The following is a 20,319-nucleotide window of genomic DNA, read 5'->3' as shown; positions in this document are numbered from 1 at the left end:
CTAGTTTTCCTCCTTTACTATGATTTTAGTAGTTTAGTGCTAGACTTATTTTACCATAGATAATAGGATTTTTCCACAGATTGGGGAAAAGAATCCACAATGTTAACAGTATTTATCCACAGGTTGGGGATAAATAGAAAAATCCTTGATTTAGTAGGCTTTTTGATAAAAAAATTGGTGGATAAATTTGTGGGTTGAGAAAATAAAAGAACAGCCTTATTTCAGGCTGTTAATAATTCTATCGTATTCTTCTTGACTTGAAAAGGAGATAATAATCTTTCCAGTATCTTTTTTTGAAAGTTTAATTTCTACACTTAAACCGAGTAGTTTTTTTAATTTATCTTCTTCGTCTTTGATGAAAGAATCACTTTTTTTTTGCTTCTTGTGTTTTTTCTCTGTAAGAAGTGCTTCTAGCTTTCTCACAGAGATGTCTTCATTTTTAATTAGTTGAAAGAAATAGTCTTGCTGCTCTTTGTCCAAACCAACTAGTGAACGTGCATGCGCTTGAGAAATTTTTCCATTTTCTACTTCAGTTAAGATATATTCTGGTAGGGAAAGCAAACGAATAAAATTAGTGATATAAGGACGAGATTTCCCCATTTTATCCGCTATCTCAGTGTGAGTAAATCCTTTTTCTACTAAAGATTCGTAGGCGCGTGCTTCTTCAACAGGATTTAAATTTTCTCTCTGCAAATTCTCAATGATAGACTGAATCATCATTTCCTGATCTGAGAGGTGCTTTACAACGGCTGGGATAGAGGTCAGACCAGCCAAGAGAGAAGCCCGATATCGTCTCTCTCCTGCAAGGATTTCATAACCAATTACAGGAGATTGACGAACGATGATTGGTTGGATGAGCCCATTTTCTTTGATTGACTGAGCTAATTCCTTTAGTTTATCTGCATCAAATTCTTTCCGAGGTTGGTAAGGATTCTTTTGTATTTCAGAGATAGAAATCATTTCAAATTTTTCCATGATTCTACACTAACATATCTTTTACTTTCTGTAAAGTTTTCTTTACACTGATGTCAATTAAGACTCTAAATCACTAGAATTCTTATCTAGTTTAATTGAGGTTGTTTCCTCCTTACCATTACGGTAGTAGGTTACTTTGATAGTATCTCCAATAGCATGATTGTAAAGAGCGTGTTGTAGGTCTGTTGATGAAGCAATCTCTTTATCGTCAACTTTGGTAATGACATCGTATTTTTGAAGATGTCCATTTGCTGGCATATTGTTTTGAACAGATCGAACAACTACACCTGAAGTGAGGCCACTTGGAATGTTAAGTTTTCTAAGATCACTAGCTCCAACATTTGACAGATTGACCATTTGAATTCCAAGAGCTGGACGAGTCACTTTACCATTACTTTCAAGCTGTTTAATGATATTTTGTGCATCGTTTGAAGGAATTGCAAAACCAAGACCTTCTACAGATGTACCACCATTACTTGCAATTTTACTTGATGTAATACCAATTACTTGTCCTTGAATGTTTACAAGTGGACCACCAGAGTTACCAGGGTTAATGGCTGTATCTGTTTGAATGGCTTTTGTTGAAATAGCTTGACCATCTTCAGATTTTAGAGAAACATTTCGATTAAGACTTGAAATAATCCCCTGTGTAACTGTATTAGCATATTCTGAACCTAAAGGACTACCGATAGCAATCGCTGTTTCTCCAACACTTAGTTGACTTGAATCCCCAAATTCTGCTACTGTTGTAACTTTTTCTGAAGAAATTTTAACGACAGCAATATCAGAAAAAGTATCAGATCCGACAATTTCACCAGGAACCTTGGTACCATCTGCCAAGCGAATATCAACTTTTGAAGCTCCATTGATAACGTGAGTATTGGTTACAAGATAGGCATCTTTATCATCCTTTTTATAGATGACACCTGATCCCTCACTTGCGATTTGTTGATTGTCTGAATCAGAGTTAGTGTCATCAGCATTAAATACACTACTTTGTCTACTACTAGAAGAAGAATAAGTAATGATTGAGACAACAGCATCCTTAACTTTATTTACTGCTTGAGTGGTTGAATTTTCATTCTTATAGGATGTTTGAGTGACAGTGCCAGAATTATTATTTGTAGCTTGATTTCCTTGTTTTTGATAAAGTTGTAATGTTACGAAACTTCCTAAGGCACCACTTAAAAATCCGATTAGAATGATTATTAGAACTTTAACTCCTTTTTTGTAAAATTTTTGTAAGTGTTTCATAAACGCCTCCGTTTGTTATTTATTTACTCAGATTATAAACCTATTAACTTAATCCAAACTTAAAAGCTTAAAGTTTTACACAAGTTGTGGATAACTAGCTTTATTCTGTGAATTCACTAGTAATTTTGAATGATTTTTGTGTGTATAAGATGTGAAATGAAGTGTGGATATGGTAGAATAGAAGAATGAAAATAAAAATTGTAACAGTAGGAAAATTAAAAGAAAAATACCTTAAAGATGGAATTGCTGAATATACCAAACGAATTTCACGTTTTGCCAAATTAGAAATGATTGAGCTCACTGATGAGAAGACACCTGACAAAGCCAGTGAATTAGAAAATCAAAAAATCTTGGAAACAGAAGGTGAAAGAATTCTTTCTAAGGTTGGAGAAAGAGACTTTGTCGTTGTTCTAGCCATTGAAGGAAAAACACTCTCCTCAGAGGAATTTAGTAAGCAACTAGAGCAAGCTTCTATCAAAGGATATTCAACGCTTACTTTTATCATTGGAGGAAGTTTGGGTCTAGCTCCTGTTGTAAAAAATAGGGCCAATCTTTCTGTCAGTTTTGGACGTCTGACATTACCACATCAGTTAATGAGATTGGTTTTAGTTGAACAAATTTACCGTGCTTTTACAATTCAGCAGGGTTCTCCTTACCACAAATAGAAGATTGACTTAGCTCTTGTTTTTTGATAGAATGGTCATGTTAGGTCTCATAGCTCAGCTGGATAGAGCATTCGCCTTCTAAGCGAACGGTCGCAGGTTCGAATCCTGCTGGGATCAATTTTAGATGCGAAGCTGGGATTTATCCCAGCTTTTTTCTTAAAAAAGTGCGTTTCAGGTGCAAAAATGTACAGTTGGGAAGAATTTTTTCTTACATGGTCTTCATTTTGTATAATAGGTGTGTAAGTTAACTTACAAGAAAAAATAATACAGGAGATTTCATTATGAAAAATACAGTAAAGTTGGAACAATTTAAAGAAGTAACAGAGGCAGAATTGCAGGAGATTCGAGGTGGAGATTGGAGAATTTCAGAAACAATTCGTAATCTTATTTTTCCAAGAAGAAAGTAATGAAATAAAGGTAGAGAGTAATGGATTTATTTGGATTAGGGATAGCTATTTTTTATTTTCTCATCATTAGCAAAAGTTATGAATGGATTTGTAAAATAAATAGAAAAGAACAAATTGTTTTTTTCTGTTACACATGTATCTCAGTTTTTATACTTGAAGAAATTATTACACTAGTATTTTCTAATAGTTTTGCTTTGTCTAAATTTTTATTTCCTTTGGTTGTGTACCTTTATTTAAGAAAGTTAAAGAAGTCTGAAAAATACAAAGCTATTTTTATCAGTTTACTACTGTCTTTATTATATCACAGTACTCATACTTTTATATCCGTAACCTTATCTTCTATAATAGGAGATGAAGTAGTATTACACTATAAAAGTACATTCCTTTTAGTAGTATTGTTAATGACTTATTTTTCTATTCTAATAATAATCCGTTATTTTCATCTGGATATTAAATATTTTGATAAAGATTATCTGTACCCTTTTTTAAAAAAAGTAATAGTTGCTTTCTTTGGTTTGCATATCTTATTGTTTATTTCAGATATAGTAAGTACAACTCATCATTTAAATAGCTTCGGAAGTATTTTATCAACCATTGTTTTTATTTGCTTGTTATTGATTTTCTTTGCAATGAATTCTCACAAGGTTCAAATTGAAAAAGAGATTGCTCTAAAACAAAAGAAATTTGAACAAAAGCATTTACAGACTTATACTGATGAAATTGTGGAGTTGTATAATGAAATTCGAGGTTTTCGTCATGACTATGCAGGGATGCTTGTCAGCATGCAAATGGCGATTGACAGTGGAGATTTACAAGAAATTAACAGGGTTTACAATGAAGTCTTAGTAAAAGCAAATCAGAAATTGAGGTCAGAAAAATATACTTACTTTGATTTAAATAATATAGAAGACTCTGCTTTACGAAGTTTAATTGCTCAATCGATTGTCTATGCACGAAAAAATGATGTAGAGTTTACATTGGAAGTAAAGGATATCATTACTAGACTGTCAATAGATTTACTTGATCTTGTTCGTATCATGAGCATTTTATTAAACAATGCTGTTGAAGGTGCTGCAGATAGTTACTTGAAACAAATGGAAGTTGCAGTCATTAAAATGGATTTTGAAACAGTTATAGTTATCCAGAATTCATGCAAAATCACTATGACGCCTTCAGAGGATTTATTTGCCTTAGGTTTCTCTACCAAGGGAAGAAATAGAGGTCTAGGACTTAATAATGTCAAGGAGATTTTAGATAAGTATGACAACATTATTTTAGAAACAGAGATGGAAGACAACACATTTAGACAAATTATTAGATTTAAGAGGGAATTCGAATGAAAGTATTAATTTTAGAAGATGTTATTGAACATCAAGTGAGACTAGAGAGAATATTAAATGAAATCTCGGAAGAATCGAATATTCCTATTTCATATAAGACAACAGGAAAAGTTCGTGAGTTTAAGGAATATATCGAAAATGATGAAGTAAACCAGCTTTATTTCCTAGATATCGATATTCATGGAATCGAGAAAAAAGGCTTTGAAGTGGCTCAGTTTATCCGTCATCACAATCCTTATGCTATTATTGTCTTTATTACCAGTCGATCTGAATTTGCTACCTTAACTTACAAATACCAGGTATCAGCTCTAGATTTTGTAGACAAAGACATCAATGATGAATTGTTCAAAAAACGTATCGAGCAGAGTATTTTTTACACTAAGAGTATGCTGCTTGAAAACGAAGATGTTGTAGACTATTTTGATTACAACTATAAGGGAAATGATTTGAAAATTCCTTACCATGACATTTTGTATATCGAAACCACAGGAGTTTCTCATAAACTTCGGATTATTGGTAAGAATTTTGCTAAAGAATTCTATGGAACTATGACAGATATTCAGGAAAAGGACAAACATACCCAGCGATTTTATTGCTCCCATAAATCTTTCCTTGTCAATGTGGGAAATGTGAGAGAAATTGATCGAAAGAATTTAGAAGTTGTCTTTTATGAAGATCATCGTTGCCCGATTACCCGTTTGAAAGTTCGCAAACTAAAAGATATTCTAGAGAAAAAATCTAAAAAGTGATTGACAATTAGTAAGAAATTGATATAATGGTTATATCTGCTACAGATAGATGGTCCGTTGGTCAAGGGGTTAAGACACCGCCTTTTCACGGCGGTAACACGGGTTCGAATCCCGTACGGACTATTTTATCCGCCATAGCTCAGTTGGTAGTAGCGCATGACTGTTAATCATGATGTCGTAGGTTCGAGTCCTACTGGCGGAGTCAGATAAAAAAAAGAACACCAATGGTGTTCTTTTTTAGTTGACATCACCTAACATTTTCATAAGGAAGTCTGTCATTTCTTGCGGACTTTCTTTTTTTCCGTGAGCAATCCAAGTCTGGCAAACACCAAATAGGGCATTTGTTAGATAAATACTGCTGTATTCTAATTCTATTGGAGTGAGTTGTAATTTCATAAAGCGTTTCTGAAGGTCGGTGCTAAGCATAATGTGAAGCTTATTTCTCAAGAAATTTTGGATTTCTTTTGTCCCATTTTCAGATAAGAGTGCAGCCAAGAGTGGCTCAGACTCTAAATATTCAAATACTTCTAAAATAGCATCTCTTTTGTGATGAGCATGTTTTTGGAAAATATACTCAAAGGTATGAAATAGCTTACTTTGGTAGAGTTCAATCATATCATACTTATCCTTGTAGTGAGTGTAAAAGCTGGAACGACTAATTCCGGCTTTTTCTGCTAACTTGACAGTAGAAATTTGATCAAAGGGCTGGTCCATCAATAATTGAACCATGGCATTTTCGATAATTCGTTTTGTTTTTAAACGTTTGTTACTTTCTTTCATAATTCCTCCTTGTAAACAAAAATAGACTATGTGTCTAAAAAAATATTTTTTACCTTGTAATTTAGATTTTTTGATGTATAATCTATTATATCAAAATTTTAGACAATATGTGTAAAAAAGGAGGAAACATGTTTAAAGAATGGAAAGCAATATTTAAAAAACCGACCTTTATCATTGTAATGATAGGGATTTCTCTCATTCCAGCTTTATACAACATTATATTTTTATCGTCCATGTGGGATCCATATGGTCAAGTATCGGAGTTACCTGTGGCAGTTGTCAATAAAGATAAGGAAGCTTCTTATAATGGACAGACAATGAGAATTGGTGAAGACATGGTGTCTAATTTAAAAGAAAATAAGGCTTTAGATTTTCACTTTGTTAATGAAGAGGAAGGGGAAAAAGGACTAGAAGATGGTGACTACTACATGGTAGTGACTTTACCAAGTGATCTATCTGAAAAAGCTACTTCTATCCTAACGAATCATCCTGAACAGATGCAGATTGATTATCAGACGTCAAGTGGGCATAGCTTTATTGCAAGTAAGATGAGTGATTCTGCAATGACACAATTAAAACAAACCGTCTCTACTAATGTTACTGAAACGTACACTAAGGCTTTATTTCAAAAAATGAATGATTTGAAGTCTGGAATAAATAAGGCAGCTGAAGGAAGTGAACAATTAGCTAATGGAGCCGATCAGTTGGTGACGGGAAGTCAAACATTGACAACAAATCTTAATACTCTAGCTAACTCAAGTGTAACTTTTTCAAATGGAGCGGATCAATTTACAAAAGGCTTATCTAGCTATGTGTCTGCTATAGAGCAATTACATATTGGTTTAGGAACTTTTAATAGTGGTTTACAAAGTTATACAAATGCTGTCTCACAAGTTGACACTGGACTTGGTCAATTAGCTTCAAAAACTCCTGAGTTGGTGACAGGTGTAAATCAGCTAAATACAGGTATAAAGTCTTATACAGGTGGCGTTTCACAACTGGATACAGGTCTCAATCAATTTTCAGTTGGTGTAAATGCTTATACAAATAGTGTGAAAGAACTTTCTAACGGAACAAGTCAATTATCCAATCAATCAGATACACTAAGAGATGGAATGGAGCAATTAAATACTGGTATTAAAGAAATTTCAAGCCAATTAGAGTCCTCATCTCAACAAAATGAAGAAATAGCGCAATTGGCAACAAGCTTAGGAGAACTAAATAAAACACTACAAGCTCTTACAATATCAGATAATACTCAACTGAAAAGTACATTGTCAGAAGCTTTGCCAAATCTAACAACTCTTGCTCAGGATATTGTGACCAAAAGTCAGACAGAACAAGAGAAAACTCTTGCAAACCTTCAATCAACAGCTACTTATCAATCTCTTACAGAGGAACAAAAGAAAGAACTGACAGAAGCTATTTCTAAAAATTCTAATTCTACTATTGAGTCGGCAAAAACAATTTTAATGACAGTAGGAGGATTAAAAGAAAGTATAGAGAATTCAGAACAACAAGTATCTAATCTATCTGATGTGCAGACGAAAGCAAATCAACTCTTACCTGCAGCATCTAGCTCCTTGACAACATTGTCAAATGGATTTACAACATTACAAACTTCTGTAAATAATCAGTTAGTTCCTGGAAGTCAGTCAATCGAAAAAGGAGTTGTAAACTACACTAAAGGATTGGATACTATTTCTATAGGTGCTAATCAACTAAGTGAAAAGAATGTAAGTTTAACAACTAGTCTGGATCAATTAGTTTCTGGATCAAGTAAGTTGACAGAAAATACATCAACCTTGACAGCTGGAGTAGATGCGTTAGCTGGAAAAGCTCCAGAATTAGTATCAGGTATAGAAAGTTTGTCATCTGGTTCTGCCCAATTGAACAATAAGAGTCCAGAGCTGATAGCAGGTCTTACTACATTACAATTTGGCTCTGGTCAATTAACAGATAAATCAACACAGTTACTTTCTGCAGCATCTCAACTAGGAAGTGGCGCTATGAAGATTGCAGATGGTGCTGGAAAACTAGCAGATGGTGGAACAACCTTAACCTCTAGTCTTGAAGATTTACAGACAGGAGTTGATTCATTAGGACAAGGATTAGGTAATGCAAATACTCAACTTAAATCAGCTTCGACAGAATCTAAAAATGCAGAAACATTATCTGAACCTCTAGTTCTTTCAAAAACAGATAACGACCAAGTTCCTGTGAATGGGATTGCCATGGCTCCTTATATGATATCAGTTGCTCTTTTTGTTGCTGCTATATCTACCAATATGATTTTTGCTAAGTTGCCTTCTGGACGTCATCCAGAGAGCCGTTGGGCTTGGTTGAAGTCTCGTTCTGAAATAAATGGGATTATAGCTGTCTTAGCAGGTGTTTTAGTTTATGGAGCTGTCCATCTTATTGGATTGACTGCGAACCATGAGATGAGGACCTTGATTCTAATTATAATCACAAGCTTAGCTTTCATGTCTATGGTGACAGCTTTAACAACTTGGAATAGCCGTATTGGAGCTTTCTTCTCTCTTATTTTACTTTTATTACAGTTAGCATCAAGTGCAGGGACCTATCCCCTTGCTTTGACAAATGATTTCTTCAAAGGTGTCAATCCTTGGTTACCAATGAGTTATTCTGTATCAGGCTTACGACACACAATCTCTATGACAGGAAATATTCATCATCAAGTGATTTTCCTTATTATAACTCTAGCTTTCTTTACTGCTTTAGGTATGCTAGCTTATCAACCTAAGAAAATGGAAGAAGATTAAAAAGATTGGCCAAGGAATTGGTCAATCTTTTTCTGTCTTAGATAAATTTCGTCTGTGATTATAGATCCCTAAAAGAAGAAGGGCAGTTAGTGAGCAGGCTGCTCCAATAACAAAACCATTGGGTATAAAGGAAAGTGTAATGGTGCCTTTTCCCTTTGGAACATCAACTTTCATAAAACCAGTCTGAGCCTGCTTGATTTCAAGTTTTTTCCCATCTTGGAATGCAGACCAACCTTTGTCATAAGGAATAGTGAAGAAAATAGAGGTATCTTGTTTTACTTCATATGTAGCAAATACTTTATTTTTAGAGGTGGATACTTCTACAGGTTGTTCTTTAATCTTTTGAATTGCCTCAGTAAGAGCCTGAGTATCTAAACGATAGAAGGTTGGAGATTCAAATGACACCTGAGAATTTCCAGGGAAACTAACACTGATATTGAAAGTTTTTTGTTCTTCAGTATAACCCAAATTAAAGAAATTAAATGCATTGTCATTTGTAAAAGTCTTTTTTTCACCGTTGACAATGATGTCAACTTTCTTTTGTTTATCATTCGTAAAATGAAGATTTGAAAAAGAGAGATAGACTTGGCTATTTTGAGGAACCTCAATTTGATAATCAATCTTTGCATCTTCATTCGCAGAACCTGTGGTGCTCGTTAAACCATCTGAAGTATCTGTTTTATCAGATGCTATTTGGGAGAAGTAATCTAAGTTGAGATTAGCAAGCTGGTTTATAAATAAAGCCTGATTATCTAAAGTGTGATTGTTAAAGTTTACATCTTTGTAAATAGATTGAGTGGCAAAGGCAATGGGTAAAGAGAGTTGATTTTTATATAAGGTTAAATGATCCTTTTGATAAATCTCTTGAAAGCCATACTTATCAAGTGAAGTTTCAGAAATATTGTACTGGATTCCAAATAAACTGTCTGCTAAAAGACTGTTATTTGCATAACGGAGATTGAGGTTGGTTCCAGAGGATTTGAATCCCAGTTTATCCAAACTAGTGCTAGCTGAGCGATTTCGTACAGACGAAAATTGAGAGATTCCATTGTAGTTAAATTTCATACTGTCATTCCCAGTCTGAATTTGCAGTTTTTCAGTACGTGTAAATGGATTGTCAATTTGGTTTAGAATGGATTCCATAGCGGTGATATCTCTATTATAGGCACTACGAGAAGCAAAGGCCCATTCTTTAGCTATTCCTTCCATTTGAGATGAAGCATTTAAGCTTATCTCAACTGTTATAAATAAAGACAAAAGAATTGCAAATAGATTTATAGAGATAAATTTTCTAATGACTGCAAGAAGTAAAAGAGCATAAACTAGTAGAAATTCAAGAGTGAGCAGGATATTCAAATCAGTTAAAAAAGAATAGTGTGATTTAAAATAGACAGTAGCCAAAAATCCTGTTAGTACAAGAAAAAGTGAGACAAATAGATTCCAGAGCTTCAGTTCTTTCAGACGATTTAAGACTTCTGCTGCAGTATAAATTAACAGAGTGGAAAAAATCCAAGCATAGCGATGCAAAAACATATTTGGGGTGTGCATCCCTTGCCAAAATAAATCAAGTGCTTCTATGTAAAAGCTTGTTATTAAAAAAGTAAAGAAAATTGCATAGGTAAGTTTCACGTGAAACCTTATGAATTTTATTGTGAAAAATAGAATAGTCAAAATAAAAGGAAGCAATCCAACAAAAATCATTGGTATAGATCCATACTTAGTTGTATCAAAAGATCCAATGAATTGTTTTGCGAAAATATCCAGATACCAGCTACTGTCTGTCTTTAATTTTGTGATGGCAGTCAACTTCTCTCCATGAGTTTGTAAATCAAACAGTGTAGGAAGAGTCATAATCAAACTAGCCATTCCAGCTAAAAAGGAGGTAACAACAAAATCAAGAAAAGATGATTTTCGAGTTTTAAAGTCCCAAGAAATTTGGCAGAGATACCAGAAAATAAGAAACAATACTGTCATATATCCAAAATAATAATTTTGAATAAATAAGATTGACAAACTTGTAAAGTATAGTAGGCGCTTCTTTTGTGTTATAAGTAGGTGTAAACCAGTTATAATTAAAGGAATCAAGATAAAAACATCTAGCCAGGTTTTAATCTCTAACTGACTGACAGTGAAGCTCATTAGAGCATAGGAAGTAGATAAGGCAAGTTTTAAAAATTTTGGGATATCTTTAAATAATCTATTTAGACTAAAGAAGGTTGACAGACCAATCAATCCAAATTTTAAGAGAGTGGTTAGATAGACAGCATCTGGCATATTCGACAGATTAAAAAAGTAAACTAGGGGTGAAAGAAAACTACCCAAGTAATAACTAGATAGAGCATAGAAATTCAGTCCGAGGCCACTTGTAAAGGTGTAAAACAAACTGCCATTTCCATGCAGAATATTTCGTAAAGCTACATCAAAAATAACGTATTGATGGAAACCGTCTCCTAATAGTGGAGATGCATCGCTATTCCAGTAGATACCTTGAGTTAGGTATACTCCAGTCATAATTACTAAAGGAATGATGAAAGAAACAAAATAGGTCCAATATGTTTTAAAAAATGATTTCATGTTACCTCGTAGAATGATAGAAAACTCAGTTGGTTACCCCAACTGAGTTTTGAAGTCTTATTAGTCTTTCCAAAGTTCTTTAACTTTTGCTTGTACTTCTGCATTTTCTAGGAATTCATCATAGGTTTCATCGATACGATCAATGACGCCATTTTTAGACAAAACAATGATATGGTTTGCCAAAGTTTGGATAAACTCGTGGTCATGACTGGCAAAGATGATTGATTCTTTAAAGTTTTTCAATCCATCGTTCAAGCTTGAGATAGATTCCAAGTCCAAGTGATTTGTTGGATCATCAAGTACAAGGACATTTGATTTCAAGAGCATGAGTTTTGAAAGCATGACACGTACTTTTTCTCCCCCTGACAAGACGTTTACAGGTTTGTTAACCTCATCTCCAGAAAAGAGCATACGACCAAGGAAACCACGTAGGAAGGTATTGTCATCTTCTTCTTTACTTGCAAATTGACGCAACCAGTCAAGGATTGACTCTCCTCCTGCAAAATCAGCCGAGTTGTCTTTTGGCAAGTAAGAACGGCTAGTAGTAACTCCCCACTTGACAGTTCCTTCATAGTCAATGTCACCCATAATTGCACGAATTAATGCAGTCGTTTGGATGTCATTTTGTCCAATAAGAGCTGTCTTATCACCTGGACGCAAGATGAAACTAATATTGTCTAGGATAGTTTCGCCATCAATCTTTACAGTTAAATTTTCTATTGTCAAGAGATCATTACCAATCTCACGTTCTGCTTTAAAGTTGATAAATGGGTATTTACGACTAGAAGGAACAATTTCTTCTAATTCAATCTTGTCAAGCATTTTTTTACGAGACGTTGCTTGTCTTGACTTAGAAGCGTTGGCAGAGAAGCGAGCAACGAATTCTTGCAATTGCTTAATTTTTTCTTCTGCCTTGGCATTACGGTCTGCTAGCAATTTAGCAGCAATCTCAGAAGATTCCTTCCAGAAGTCGTAGTTTCCGACATAGAGTTTAATTTTTCCAAAGTCAAGGTCGGCCATGTGTGTACATACTTTGTTTAAGAAGTGACGGTCGTGGGATACAACGATAACGGTGTTATCAAAGTCAATCAAGAAGTCTTCTAGCCAAGTAATAGACTGGATATCCAAACCGTTGGTTGGCTCGTCCAAGAGAAGAACATCTGGTTTACCAAAAAGTGCTTTAGCAAGGAGAACCTTCACTTTTTCACCATTGGCCAATTCGCTCATGTTTTGATAGTGCAATTCTTCTGGAATGTTTAGGTTTTGAAGTAATTGGGATGCTTCACTTTCTGCTTCCCAACCTCCAAGTTCAGCAAATTCACCTTCGAGTTCGGCTGCACGAACACCATCTTCATCGGAAAAATCTTCCTTCATGTAAATGGCATCTTTTTCTTTCATGATGTTGTAAAGTTTTTCATTTCCCATAATAACGACATCAATAACTCGCTCATCTTCATAGTCAAAATGATTTTGACGGAGAACAGAGAGACGTTCATCTGGACCAAGAGAGATGTGACCAGTTGTAGGCTCGATATCACCAGCTAAGATTTTTAAGAATGTAGACTTCCCAGCACCATTAGCACCAATCAATCCGTATGTATTTCCTTCTGTAAATTTGATATTGACATCATCAAAAAGTTTGCGATCACTAAAACGTAGTGAAACATCAGATACTGTAAGCAATGTTTTTCTCCTATAATATGTAATATATTTATTCTACTAGAAAAGAGAGAAATATTCAAATTTTTGTTTGTCAATTTTATGTCAATTAAGTTTACAGGTTTGTTTACAATGAGTTAGTTGTTTGATTTAAATAATTTTCTGTTATTTTAACAAAAAAATGCTATAATTGAAGAGACCATTTCGAAGGAGAAAAAAATGACGAAACCCATTATTTTAACAGGAGATCGCCCAACAGGAAAACTGCATATTGGACATTATGTTGGGAGTCTAAAAAATAGAGTATTACTGCAGGAAGAAGACAAGTATGAGATGTTTGTTTTTTTGGCGGACCAACAAGCATTGACAGATCACGCTAAAGACCCTCAAACGATTGTAGAATCTATTGGGAATGTTGCCTTAGATTACCTAGCAGTTGGATTAGATCCAAGTAAATCAACTATCTTTATTCAAAGTCAGATTCCAGAGTTAGCTGAACTATCTATGTACTATATGAATTTGGTGTCACTAGCACGTTTAGAGCGCAATCCTACAGTGAAAACAGAAATCGCTCAGAAAGGGTTTGGAGAAAGTATTCCGACAGGATTTTTAGTTTATCCGATTGCGCAAGCAGCAGATATTACTGCCTTCAAGGCTAATTATGTTCCTGTTGGGACAGATCAGAAACCAATGATTGAGCAAACTCGTGAGATTGTTCGTTCCTTTAATCATGCTTATAATTGTGAGGTCTTGGTGGAGCCGGAAGGTATTTATCCAGAAAATGAGAGGGCAGGGCGTTTGCCAGGTTTAGATGGAAATGCTAAAATGTCTAAATCCCTTAATAATGGTATTTATCTAGCTGATGATGTAGATACGTTGCGTAAAAAAGTCATGAGCATGTATACTGATCCAGACCATATTCGGGTTGAGGATCCAGGTAAGATTGAAGGAAATATGGTTTTCCATTATCTAGATGTATTTGGTCGTCCAGAAGATGCTCAAGACATTGCAGATATGAAAGAACATTATCAACGTGGTGGTCTTGGTGATGTAAAGACGAAACGTTATCTACTTGAAATATTAGAACGCGAACTTGGTCCTATTCGTGAGCGCCGTATCGAATTTGCTAAGGATATGGGAGAAGTGTACAATATGCTTCAAAAAGGTAGTGAGAAAGCGCGTGAGGTTGCGGGGCAAACTCTATCTGAAGTTAAGGGAGCAATGGGACTAAATTATTTTAAATAATAGATAAAATATGAATCGTAAAACTATCTCTTCCATAGGATCACAGGGATAGTTTTTTTATGATTTCTACCATAAATATAATTGACAAATTTTCATAGAATGGTATGATAGATACAATACAAAAAGAGTCAAGCTCAAAAAGAAAGAAAAGAGGAAACTTCAATGTCTAATTGGGATACTAAATTTTTAAAAAAAGGTTTTACCTTTGATGATGTATTGCTCATTCCAGCAGAAAGTCATGTGTTGCCTAATGATGCAGATTTAACAACAAAATTGGCAGATAATCTGACTTTAAATATCCCAATTATAACAGCCGCCATGGATACAGTCACAGAAAGTCAAATGGCTATTGCCATTGCTCGTGCAGGTGGTCTTGGAGTAATCCATAAAAATATGTCTATTGCGCAACAGGCAGATGAAGTTCGTAAGGTAAAACGTTCTGAAAATGGTGTTATTATTGATCCATTCTTCTTGACTCCAGAACACACGATTGCTGAAGCAGATGAACTGATGGGACGTTACCGTATCAGTGGTGTTCCAGTTGTGGAGACACTTGAAAATCGTAAATTGGTTGGTATTCTAACAAACCGAGATCTTCGCTTTATTTCAGATTACAATCAGCCAATCTCAAACCATATGACCAGTGAAAATCTTGTTACTGCTCCTGTTGGTACAGATCTTGCAACAGCTGAAAGTATTCTTCAAGAACACCGTATTGAAAAACTTCCTTTGGTTGATGAAGAAGGTCGTCTTTCTGGCTTGATTACTATTAAAGATATCGAAAAAGTAATTGAATTTCCTAATGCAGCAAAAGATGAGTTTGGTCGTCTTCTAGTTGCTGGTGCAGTAGGTGTTACTTCAGATACATTTGAACGTGCAGAGGCTCTTTTTGAAGCAGGAGCGGATGCGATTGTTATTGATACTGCACATGGTCATTCTGCAGGTGTCTTGCGTAAAATTGCTGAGATTCGTGCTCACTTCCCAGACCGCACTTTGATTGCGGGTAATATTGCCACTGCAGAAGGTGCGCGTGCTCTTTATGATGCAGGTGTAGATGTTGTCAAAGTCGGTATCGGACCAGGTTCTATTTGTACCACTCGCGTGATTGCAGGGGTTGGTGTTCCACAAGTGACAGCAATCTATGATGCGGCAGCAGTTGCGCGCGAATATGGAAAAACGATTATTGCTGATGGTGGAATCAAGTACTCTGGAGATATCGTGAAAGCCCTTGCTGCAGGTGGGAATGCAGTTATGCTTGGATCAATGTTTGCAGGAACAGACGAAGCGCCTGGCGAAACGGAAATTTTCCAAGGACGTAAGTTTAAGACTTATCGTGGTATGGGATCAATCGCTGCAATGAAGAAAGGTTCAAGTGACCGTTACTTCCAAGGTTCTGTCAATGAAGCAAACAAACTTGTTCCAGAAGGAATTGAAGGCCGTGTTGCCTATAAAGGAGCAGCAGCTGATATTGTCTTCCAAATGATTGGTGGTATTCGCTCTGGTATGGGTTACTGTGGTGCAGCTAACCTTAAAGAACTACATGATAATGCTCAATTTATTGAAATGTCTGGGGCTGGTCTAAAAGAAAGCCATCCTCATGATGTGCAAATTACTAATGAAGCGCCAAACTACTCCATGTAAGTAGTAAAAAAGGTAAAAAAGAACTCCTGATTTTCAGGAGTTCTTTTTGTTTACAAAGTTGTCAATTTTGATTTACAGAAATTTTACCGTTTTGAATATTGAAAATACTAAGGTTTTCTGGCAAGTTTTGTAAGTGGTCTAAACTTGTTGTTGTAATAAAGGTTTGGATAGATTGAGAAATGGTTTCTAGTAATTTTAGTTGCCGTGTATTGTCAAGTTCGCTCATAACATCATCAAGCAATAGTATAGGAGACTCGTTGGTAATACTTTCCATTAGCTCAATTTCTGCCAGTTTGATAGAAAGAACAAGACTACGATGTTGACCTTGGCTTCCAAAACTAGCGTCCATACCATTGATATAAAAAGAAATATCATCTCGATGAGGACCAACACCAGTATTCTTTTTAAATAAGTCTCTGGATCTGCTTTTCTCTAAAGCAATTTTAAAGGAACTTGTTAGCTGTTCTTCATTAGTGAAGTTGACAGATGATTGATAAGATATTGACAGTTCTTCTAATTTATTTGAAATTTCTAAGTGTTTTTTTTGGCCAAATTTCTCTAAGTCTTTAATGAATTTTATCCGATGCTTTATAACGCGACAACCATACTCTATTAACTGATCATCTAAGACTGACAGAAATGTTTCATCAATCTTCTGGTTGGATTTTAGATAGGTATTTCTCTGCTTGAGTATATGGTTGTAGTTTGACAAGTCTGACAAGTAGATTGGTTTAATTTGTCCCAGTTCGATGTCTATAAATTTTCGACGGACAGAAGGTGCTCCCTTAATTAGCTGGAGATCTTCAGGTGCGAAGAGGACAACATTCATATGTCCGATGTAGTCTGATAGGCGCGCTTGTTTTAAGTGATTGACCTTAGTCACACGCCCTTTTGGCGTTAAATCAATTTCTAGAGGGATAGAGCTTGTTTTCTTCTGTAGCAAGCCAGAAAGATGGAGTTGCTCGTTATCAAAATGAATGAGATTTTTATCTGTACGAGTCCGATGACTACGTGTTAAGGCTAAAAAATAGATTGCTTCTAGAATATTGGTTTTTCCTTGTGCATTTTGACCTAGAAAGACATTTAATTTTGGATTGAAATCAATTTTTGCCTCTTTGTAGTTTCGAAAGGTTTTAATTGTTAAATGTTGGAGCCACATGGTTATCTTCCTGGAAAACGTGGAACTTGTTTGGTTTTAGGCGATGAAGAAGTTTTTTGTTTTTCTTTCTTGATACCTTTATTCATCTCTTTGACAAGTTTAGCAATTCGCTCTTTCTCAATCTTATCTGCTTGATACTCTTCTTGCTCTTTTAAACTTGGTTGTGTCAAGGTGATGTCAATCTTTAAATCAGGAATGTCAATCGTATCTCCAATACGGATTTTTTTCCCACGTCTACTTTCTAACTCGCCATTAAAGTAAACTTGATGATCTATTAAAAAGGATTTGATAGCACCACCGCTTTGTATAATTCCAAGTTCTTTTAGGAGGGCTTGGAGCGTAATAAATTCTTCAAATAATTTGTATTCCATAATTCACCTCAATCTTTGGTATTATACCATATTTTCCTTGAAATAGCTGAAGGAAAGTTAGTTGAAATGAAAACGGTTTTACTCTTTAAAGCTATAAAGAGAACAAGAAAAATTTTGATTTTCGTGGTATAATAGAACTCTATATGTAAGGAGGTAAGGTATGGAATTAGTGCCTGGAATTTCAGCACATTTTGTTCAATCCAAAAAGTTTAAAACAAATAAAATCACTATTCGTTTTACTGCTCCCTTATCTCTTGAGACAATAGCAGGACGCATGTTAAGTGCGAGTATGTTGGAGACGGCAAATCAAGCTTATCCCACATCACAAGCATTTCGCAGATACTTGGCAAGTTTATATGGAACAGATATTTCCACAAGTGCTTATCGTAGAGGACAGGCACATATTCTTGACTTAACATTTACTTATGTGAGGGATGATTTTTTAAGTAAAAAGAATGTCTTGACTTCTCGAATTTTGGAATTAGTAAAACAGACTTTATTTTCCCCCTTAGTTCAAGATGGTGCTTTTGAGCCAGCCTTATTTGAAATTGAAAGAAAACAGTTATTGGCTAGTTTAGCTACTGATATGGATGATTCATTTTATTTTGCTCATAAGGAGTTGGATAGCTTGTTCTTCCATGATGAGCGTCTTCAATTGAGATACAGTGATTTACGAAATAGCATTTCAAATGAGTCTCCAGAAAGTAGCTACACGTGCTTTCAGAATGCTCTGAAGAATGATCGTATTGATTTCTTTTTCTTAGGTGATTTTAATGAAGTAGAAATCACAGAATCACTGAAGTCATTATCCCTTACAGCTAGAGAGAACTGTGTTCCTATCCAATATTATCAATCTTATTCGAATGTTCTACGAGAGGGAATGATTCAGAGGAATGTTGGGCAATCAATTTTGGAATTAGGGTATCATTCTCCTATAAAATATGGCGATGATGAGCATTTGCCCATGCTTGTGATGAATGGTTTGTTGGGTGAATTTGCACATTCGAAACTTTTTACAAACGTTCGTGAAAATGCTGGAATAGCCTACACAGTCTCTAGTCAATTGGATTTGTTTAGTGGTCTGTTAAGGATGTATGCGGGTATTGATAGAGAAAATCGAAATCAGGCTAGAAAATTGATGAATCATCAGTTGCTAGATCTGAAAAAGGGTAACTTTACAGATTTTGAGCTTGAACAAACCAAGGAGATGATTCGACGATCTTTGTTGATGGCTCAAGATAATCAACAGACCTTAGTTGAAAGAGTCTATTTGAATGCTCTATTGGGGAAATCAAGCTTTGATATTGATCGATTGGTGGCAAAATTAGAGAGTGTTGATAAAGAAGCTGTATGTAAAGTTGCCAATAGTTTGAAGTTACAAGCGATTTACTTTATGGAAGGAGTAGAATGACAAAGGTTACTTTTGAAGAAAAATACTATCCTGCTGTAAAGGAAACAGTCTACAAAACACAATTGTCAAATGGATTGACAGTTTCTTTACTCCCTAAACAAGATTTCAATGAGGTTTATGGGATTGTAACAGTTCAATTTGGTTCTGTAGATGCAACTTATACAAGCTTGGAAAAAGGTTTACGTCATCATCCAGCAGGAATTGCACATTTTCTTGAACATAAATTGTTTGAAAGAGAAAATTCTGAGGATATAATGGCTGCTTTTACTCGATTAGGTGCGGACAGTAATGCCTTTACAAGCTTTACTAAGACCAGCTATCTTTTTTCAACAATTGACCATCTATTAGAGAATTTAGATTTGCTAGATGAGTTAGTCGGAGATGTTCATTTTACAGAAGAATCAGTTTTAAGGGAACAGGATATTATCCAGCAAGAACGAGAAATGTACCAAGACGATCCAGACTCACGCTTGTTTTTTGCAACATTAGCCAACCTTTATCCTGATACTCCTTTAGCAACAGATATTGTTGGAAGTGAAAAATCAATTGCTGAGATTCAAGTTTCAAATTTAAAAGAGAACTTTACAGACTTTTACAAACCTGTCAACATGTCACAGTTTTTAGTTGGAAATATTGATGTGGAAGTTGTTGAGGAATACTTTTCGAAAAAGGAAAAGAAGACTTTAGAACAGTTTACAGTTACAAAAGAGAAACTACCCTTGCAGCCTGTGAAGCAAACAGATAGTCTTCGGATGGAAGTTTCTTCACCCAAGCTTGCTGTTGCTATTAGAGGAACTGGTCAAATAACGGAAGAGGAGTCTTATCGTTACAATATTTTATTGAAATTACTATTTACGATGATGTTTGGTTGGACTTCTGATCGTTTTCAAAAGTTATATGAGACTGGGAAGTTAGATACGTCATTGTCACTTGAGGTTGAAGTCAACAGTCGCTTTCATTTTGTGATATTGACAATGGACACCAAAGAGCCTGTTTCTCTGTCGCATCAATTTCGTAAAGCGATTCGTCAGTTTAGTAGTGATGCGGATATTACTGAGGAGCATTTAGATCTTGTTAAGAGTGAGATGTTTGGGGAGTTTTTCAGTAGCATGAACTCTTTGGAATTTATTGCAACTCAATACGATCCGATGGATCGCGGAGAAACAATTTTTGATTTTCCGAAAATTTTACAGGAAATTACTTTGGAGGATGTTCTAGAAGCTGGACATCGTTTGATTGATAATGGTGATCTAGTTGATTTTACAATCTTTCCAGCTTAAAAGATGACTAATACTAGAAAGAAGGA

General features: G+C 35.1%; 16 protein-coding genes and 3 tRNA genes. 12 read left to right on the top strand and 7 right to left on the bottom strand.

The window, feature by feature from the left end; translation table 11 throughout:
• Positions 1-216 precede the first annotated feature (216 nt).
• Entirely contained in the window at positions 217-975 is a 759-nt protein-coding gene (locus tag NYE79_RS10000; protein WP_216728672.1) for a ParB/RepB/Spo0J family partition protein, read from the bottom strand.
• Between the two features lie 57 nt (positions 976-1,032).
• A complete protein-coding gene (locus tag NYE79_RS09995) occupies positions 1,033-2,229 on the bottom strand; it encodes a S1C family serine protease (RefSeq protein ID WP_084877132.1) in 1,197 nt (398 codons plus the stop codon).
• Between the two features lie 185 nt (positions 2,230-2,414).
• Here NYE79_RS09995 and rlmH point away from each other — a divergent pair, with 185 nt between their 5' ends.
• The 7 genes from rlmH to NYE79_RS09960 all read left to right on the top strand — a co-directional run bounded on the left by rlmH (position 2,415) and on the right by NYE79_RS09960 (position 5,592).
• Complete coding sequence (gene rlmH / locus NYE79_RS09990; RefSeq protein ID WP_000694219.1) at positions 2,415-2,894, top strand: 23S rRNA (pseudouridine(1915)-N(3))-methyltransferase RlmH; 480 nt, start codon at positions 2,415-2,417, stop codon at positions 2,892-2,894.
• A gap of 43 nt (positions 2,895-2,937) precedes the next feature.
• Positions 2,938-3,011: transfer RNA gene (locus tag NYE79_RS09985), tRNA-Arg, on the top strand.
• A gap of 164 nt (positions 3,012-3,175) precedes the next feature.
• A complete protein-coding gene (gene comC / locus NYE79_RS09980; protein WP_000799678.1) occupies positions 3,176-3,301 on the top strand; it encodes a competence-stimulating peptide ComC in 126 nt (41 codons plus the stop codon).
• Positions 3,302-3,321: 20 nt separating this feature from the next.
• The gene (comD, locus tag NYE79_RS09975; RefSeq protein WP_000362886.1) at positions 3,322-4,641 is read left to right on the top strand and encodes a competence system sensor histidine kinase ComD; all 1,320 of its coding nucleotides are present in this window, start codon (positions 3,322-3,324) and stop codon (positions 4,639-4,641) included.
• A complete protein-coding gene (gene comE, locus NYE79_RS09970; protein WP_000866079.1) occupies positions 4,638-5,390 on the top strand; it encodes a competence system response regulator transcription factor ComE in 753 nt (250 codons plus the stop codon). Before comD ends, comE begins: the two co-directional genes overlap by 4 nt.
• A gap of 51 nt (positions 5,391-5,441) precedes the next feature.
• A tRNA-Glu gene (locus NYE79_RS09965) sits at positions 5,442-5,513 on the top strand.
• A gap of 5 nt (positions 5,514-5,518) precedes the next feature.
• Positions 5,519-5,592: transfer RNA gene (locus NYE79_RS09960), tRNA-Asn, on the top strand.
• 35 nt (positions 5,593-5,627) lie between these two features.
• On the opposite strand, the gene NYE79_RS09955 is transcribed toward NYE79_RS09960, so the two are convergent.
• Positions 5,628-6,170, bottom strand: a complete 543-nt coding sequence (locus NYE79_RS09955; protein ID WP_000665080.1) for a TetR-like C-terminal domain-containing protein — start codon at positions 6,168-6,170, stop codon at positions 5,628-5,630.
• A gap of 128 nt (positions 6,171-6,298) precedes the next feature.
• Here NYE79_RS09955 and NYE79_RS09950 point away from each other — a divergent pair, with 128 nt between their 5' ends.
• Positions 6,299-8,953 carry a YhgE/Pip domain-containing protein gene (locus NYE79_RS09950; RefSeq protein ID WP_000472068.1) on the top strand — a complete coding sequence of 885 codons (2,655 nt, stop codon included), beginning with the start codon at positions 6,299-6,301 and terminating at the stop codon, positions 8,951-8,953.
• 21 nt (positions 8,954-8,974) lie between these two features.
• On the opposite strand, the gene NYE79_RS09945 is transcribed toward NYE79_RS09950, so the two are convergent.
• Together NYE79_RS09945 and NYE79_RS09940 are read right to left on the bottom strand one after the other, a co-directional pair.
• Entirely contained in the window at positions 8,975-11,527 is a 2,553-nt protein-coding gene (locus NYE79_RS09945) for a YfhO family protein (protein WP_216728671.1), read from the bottom strand.
• Positions 11,528-11,587: 60 nt separating this feature from the next.
• Entirely contained in the window at positions 11,588-13,210 is a 1,623-nt protein-coding gene (locus NYE79_RS09940) for an ATP-binding cassette domain-containing protein (RefSeq protein ID WP_339293710.1), read from the bottom strand.
• 195 nt (positions 13,211-13,405) lie between these two features.
• Between NYE79_RS09940 and trpS the strand changes: the two genes are divergently transcribed.
• Positions 13,406-14,431: a tryptophan--tRNA ligase gene (trpS, locus tag NYE79_RS09935; RefSeq protein ID WP_000165464.1), complete on the top strand. Its 1,026-nt coding sequence runs from the start codon at positions 13,406-13,408 to the stop codon at positions 14,429-14,431.
• A gap of 162 nt (positions 14,432-14,593) precedes the next feature.
• Positions 14,594-16,072 carry an IMP dehydrogenase gene (gene guaB, locus NYE79_RS09930; RefSeq protein WP_000073416.1) on the top strand — a complete coding sequence of 493 codons (1,479 nt, stop codon included), beginning with the start codon at positions 14,594-14,596 and terminating at the stop codon, positions 16,070-16,072.
• 61 nt (positions 16,073-16,133) lie between these two features.
• Here guaB and recF read toward each other — a convergent pair whose 3' ends face one another.
• Complete coding sequence (recF, locus tag NYE79_RS09925) at positions 16,134-17,231, bottom strand: DNA replication/repair protein RecF (protein ID WP_216728670.1); 1,098 nt, start codon at positions 17,229-17,231, stop codon at positions 16,134-16,136.
• Positions 17,232-17,233: 2 nt separating this feature from the next.
• Positions 17,234-17,602 (bottom strand): S4 domain-containing protein YaaA, encoded by a 369-nt coding sequence (gene yaaA / locus NYE79_RS09920; RefSeq protein ID WP_000455876.1) that lies wholly within the window; start codon positions 17,600-17,602, stop codon positions 17,234-17,236.
• Positions 17,603-17,762: 160 nt separating this feature from the next.
• Between yaaA and NYE79_RS09915 the strand changes: the two genes are divergently transcribed.
• Both NYE79_RS09915 and NYE79_RS09910 read left to right on the top strand, forming a co-directional pair.
• Positions 17,763-19,013 (top strand): pitrilysin family protein, encoded by a 1,251-nt coding sequence (locus tag NYE79_RS09915; RefSeq protein ID WP_200370613.1) that lies wholly within the window; start codon positions 17,763-17,765, stop codon positions 19,011-19,013.
• Complete coding sequence (locus tag NYE79_RS09910; RefSeq protein WP_200370614.1) at positions 19,010-20,293, top strand: pitrilysin family protein; 1,284 nt, start codon at positions 19,010-19,012, stop codon at positions 20,291-20,293. Before NYE79_RS09915 ends, NYE79_RS09910 begins: the two co-directional genes overlap by 4 nt.
• The last annotated feature ends 26 nt before the right edge of the window (positions 20,294-20,319 follow it).

The organism is Streptococcus sp. FSL W8-0197 (assembly GCF_037963785.1).
Taxonomy (GTDB): domain Bacteria; phylum Bacillota; class Bacilli; order Lactobacillales; family Streptococcaceae; genus Streptococcus; species Streptococcus oralis_CQ.
This window is presented reverse-complemented; position numbering and strand designations above follow the sequence as displayed.

What these genes read in the sequence shown, in the direction of transcription:
- NYE79_RS09915 (WP_200370613.1), top strand. Translation starts at nt 17,763, where the DNA reads ATGGAATTAGTGCCTGGAATTTCAGCACATTTTGTTCAATCCAAAAAG.
- comC (WP_000799678.1), top strand. Translation starts at nt 3,176, where the DNA reads ATGAAAAATACAGTAAAGTTGGAACAATTTAAAGAAGTAACAGAGGCA.
- NYE79_RS09955 (WP_000665080.1), bottom strand. Translation starts at nt 6,170, where the DNA reads ATGAAAGAAAGTAACAAACGTTTAAAAACAAAACGAATTATCGAAAAT.
- NYE79_RS09950 (WP_000472068.1), top strand. Translation starts at nt 6,299, where the DNA reads ATGTTTAAAGAATGGAAAGCAATATTTAAAAAACCGACCTTTATCATT.
- trpS (WP_000165464.1), top strand. Translation starts at nt 13,406, where the DNA reads ATGACGAAACCCATTATTTTAACAGGAGATCGCCCAACAGGAAAACTG.
- NYE79_RS09945 (WP_216728671.1), bottom strand. Translation starts at nt 11,527, where the DNA reads ATGAAATCATTTTTTAAAACATATTGGACCTATTTTGTTTCTTTCATC.
- comE (WP_000866079.1), top strand. Translation starts at nt 4,638, where the DNA reads ATGAAAGTATTAATTTTAGAAGATGTTATTGAACATCAAGTGAGACTA.
- recF (WP_216728670.1), bottom strand. Translation starts at nt 17,231, where the DNA reads ATGTGGCTCCAACATTTAACAATTAAAACCTTTCGAAACTACAAAGAG.
- rlmH (WP_000694219.1), top strand. Translation starts at nt 2,415, where the DNA reads ATGAAAATAAAAATTGTAACAGTAGGAAAATTAAAAGAAAAATACCTT.
- comD (WP_000362886.1), top strand. Translation starts at nt 3,322, where the DNA reads ATGGATTTATTTGGATTAGGGATAGCTATTTTTTATTTTCTCATCATT.
- guaB (WP_000073416.1), top strand. Translation starts at nt 14,594, where the DNA reads ATGTCTAATTGGGATACTAAATTTTTAAAAAAAGGTTTTACCTTTGAT.
- NYE79_RS10000 (WP_216728672.1), bottom strand. Translation starts at nt 975, where the DNA reads ATGGAAAAATTTGAAATGATTTCTATCTCTGAAATACAAAAGAATCCT.
- NYE79_RS09995 (WP_084877132.1), bottom strand. Translation starts at nt 2,229, where the DNA reads ATGAAACACTTACAAAAATTTTACAAAAAAGGAGTTAAAGTTCTAATA.
- NYE79_RS09910 (WP_200370614.1), top strand. Translation starts at nt 19,010, where the DNA reads ATGACAAAGGTTACTTTTGAAGAAAAATACTATCCTGCTGTAAAGGAA.
- yaaA (WP_000455876.1), bottom strand. Translation starts at nt 17,602, where the DNA reads ATGGAATACAAATTATTTGAAGAATTTATTACGCTCCAAGCCCTCCTA.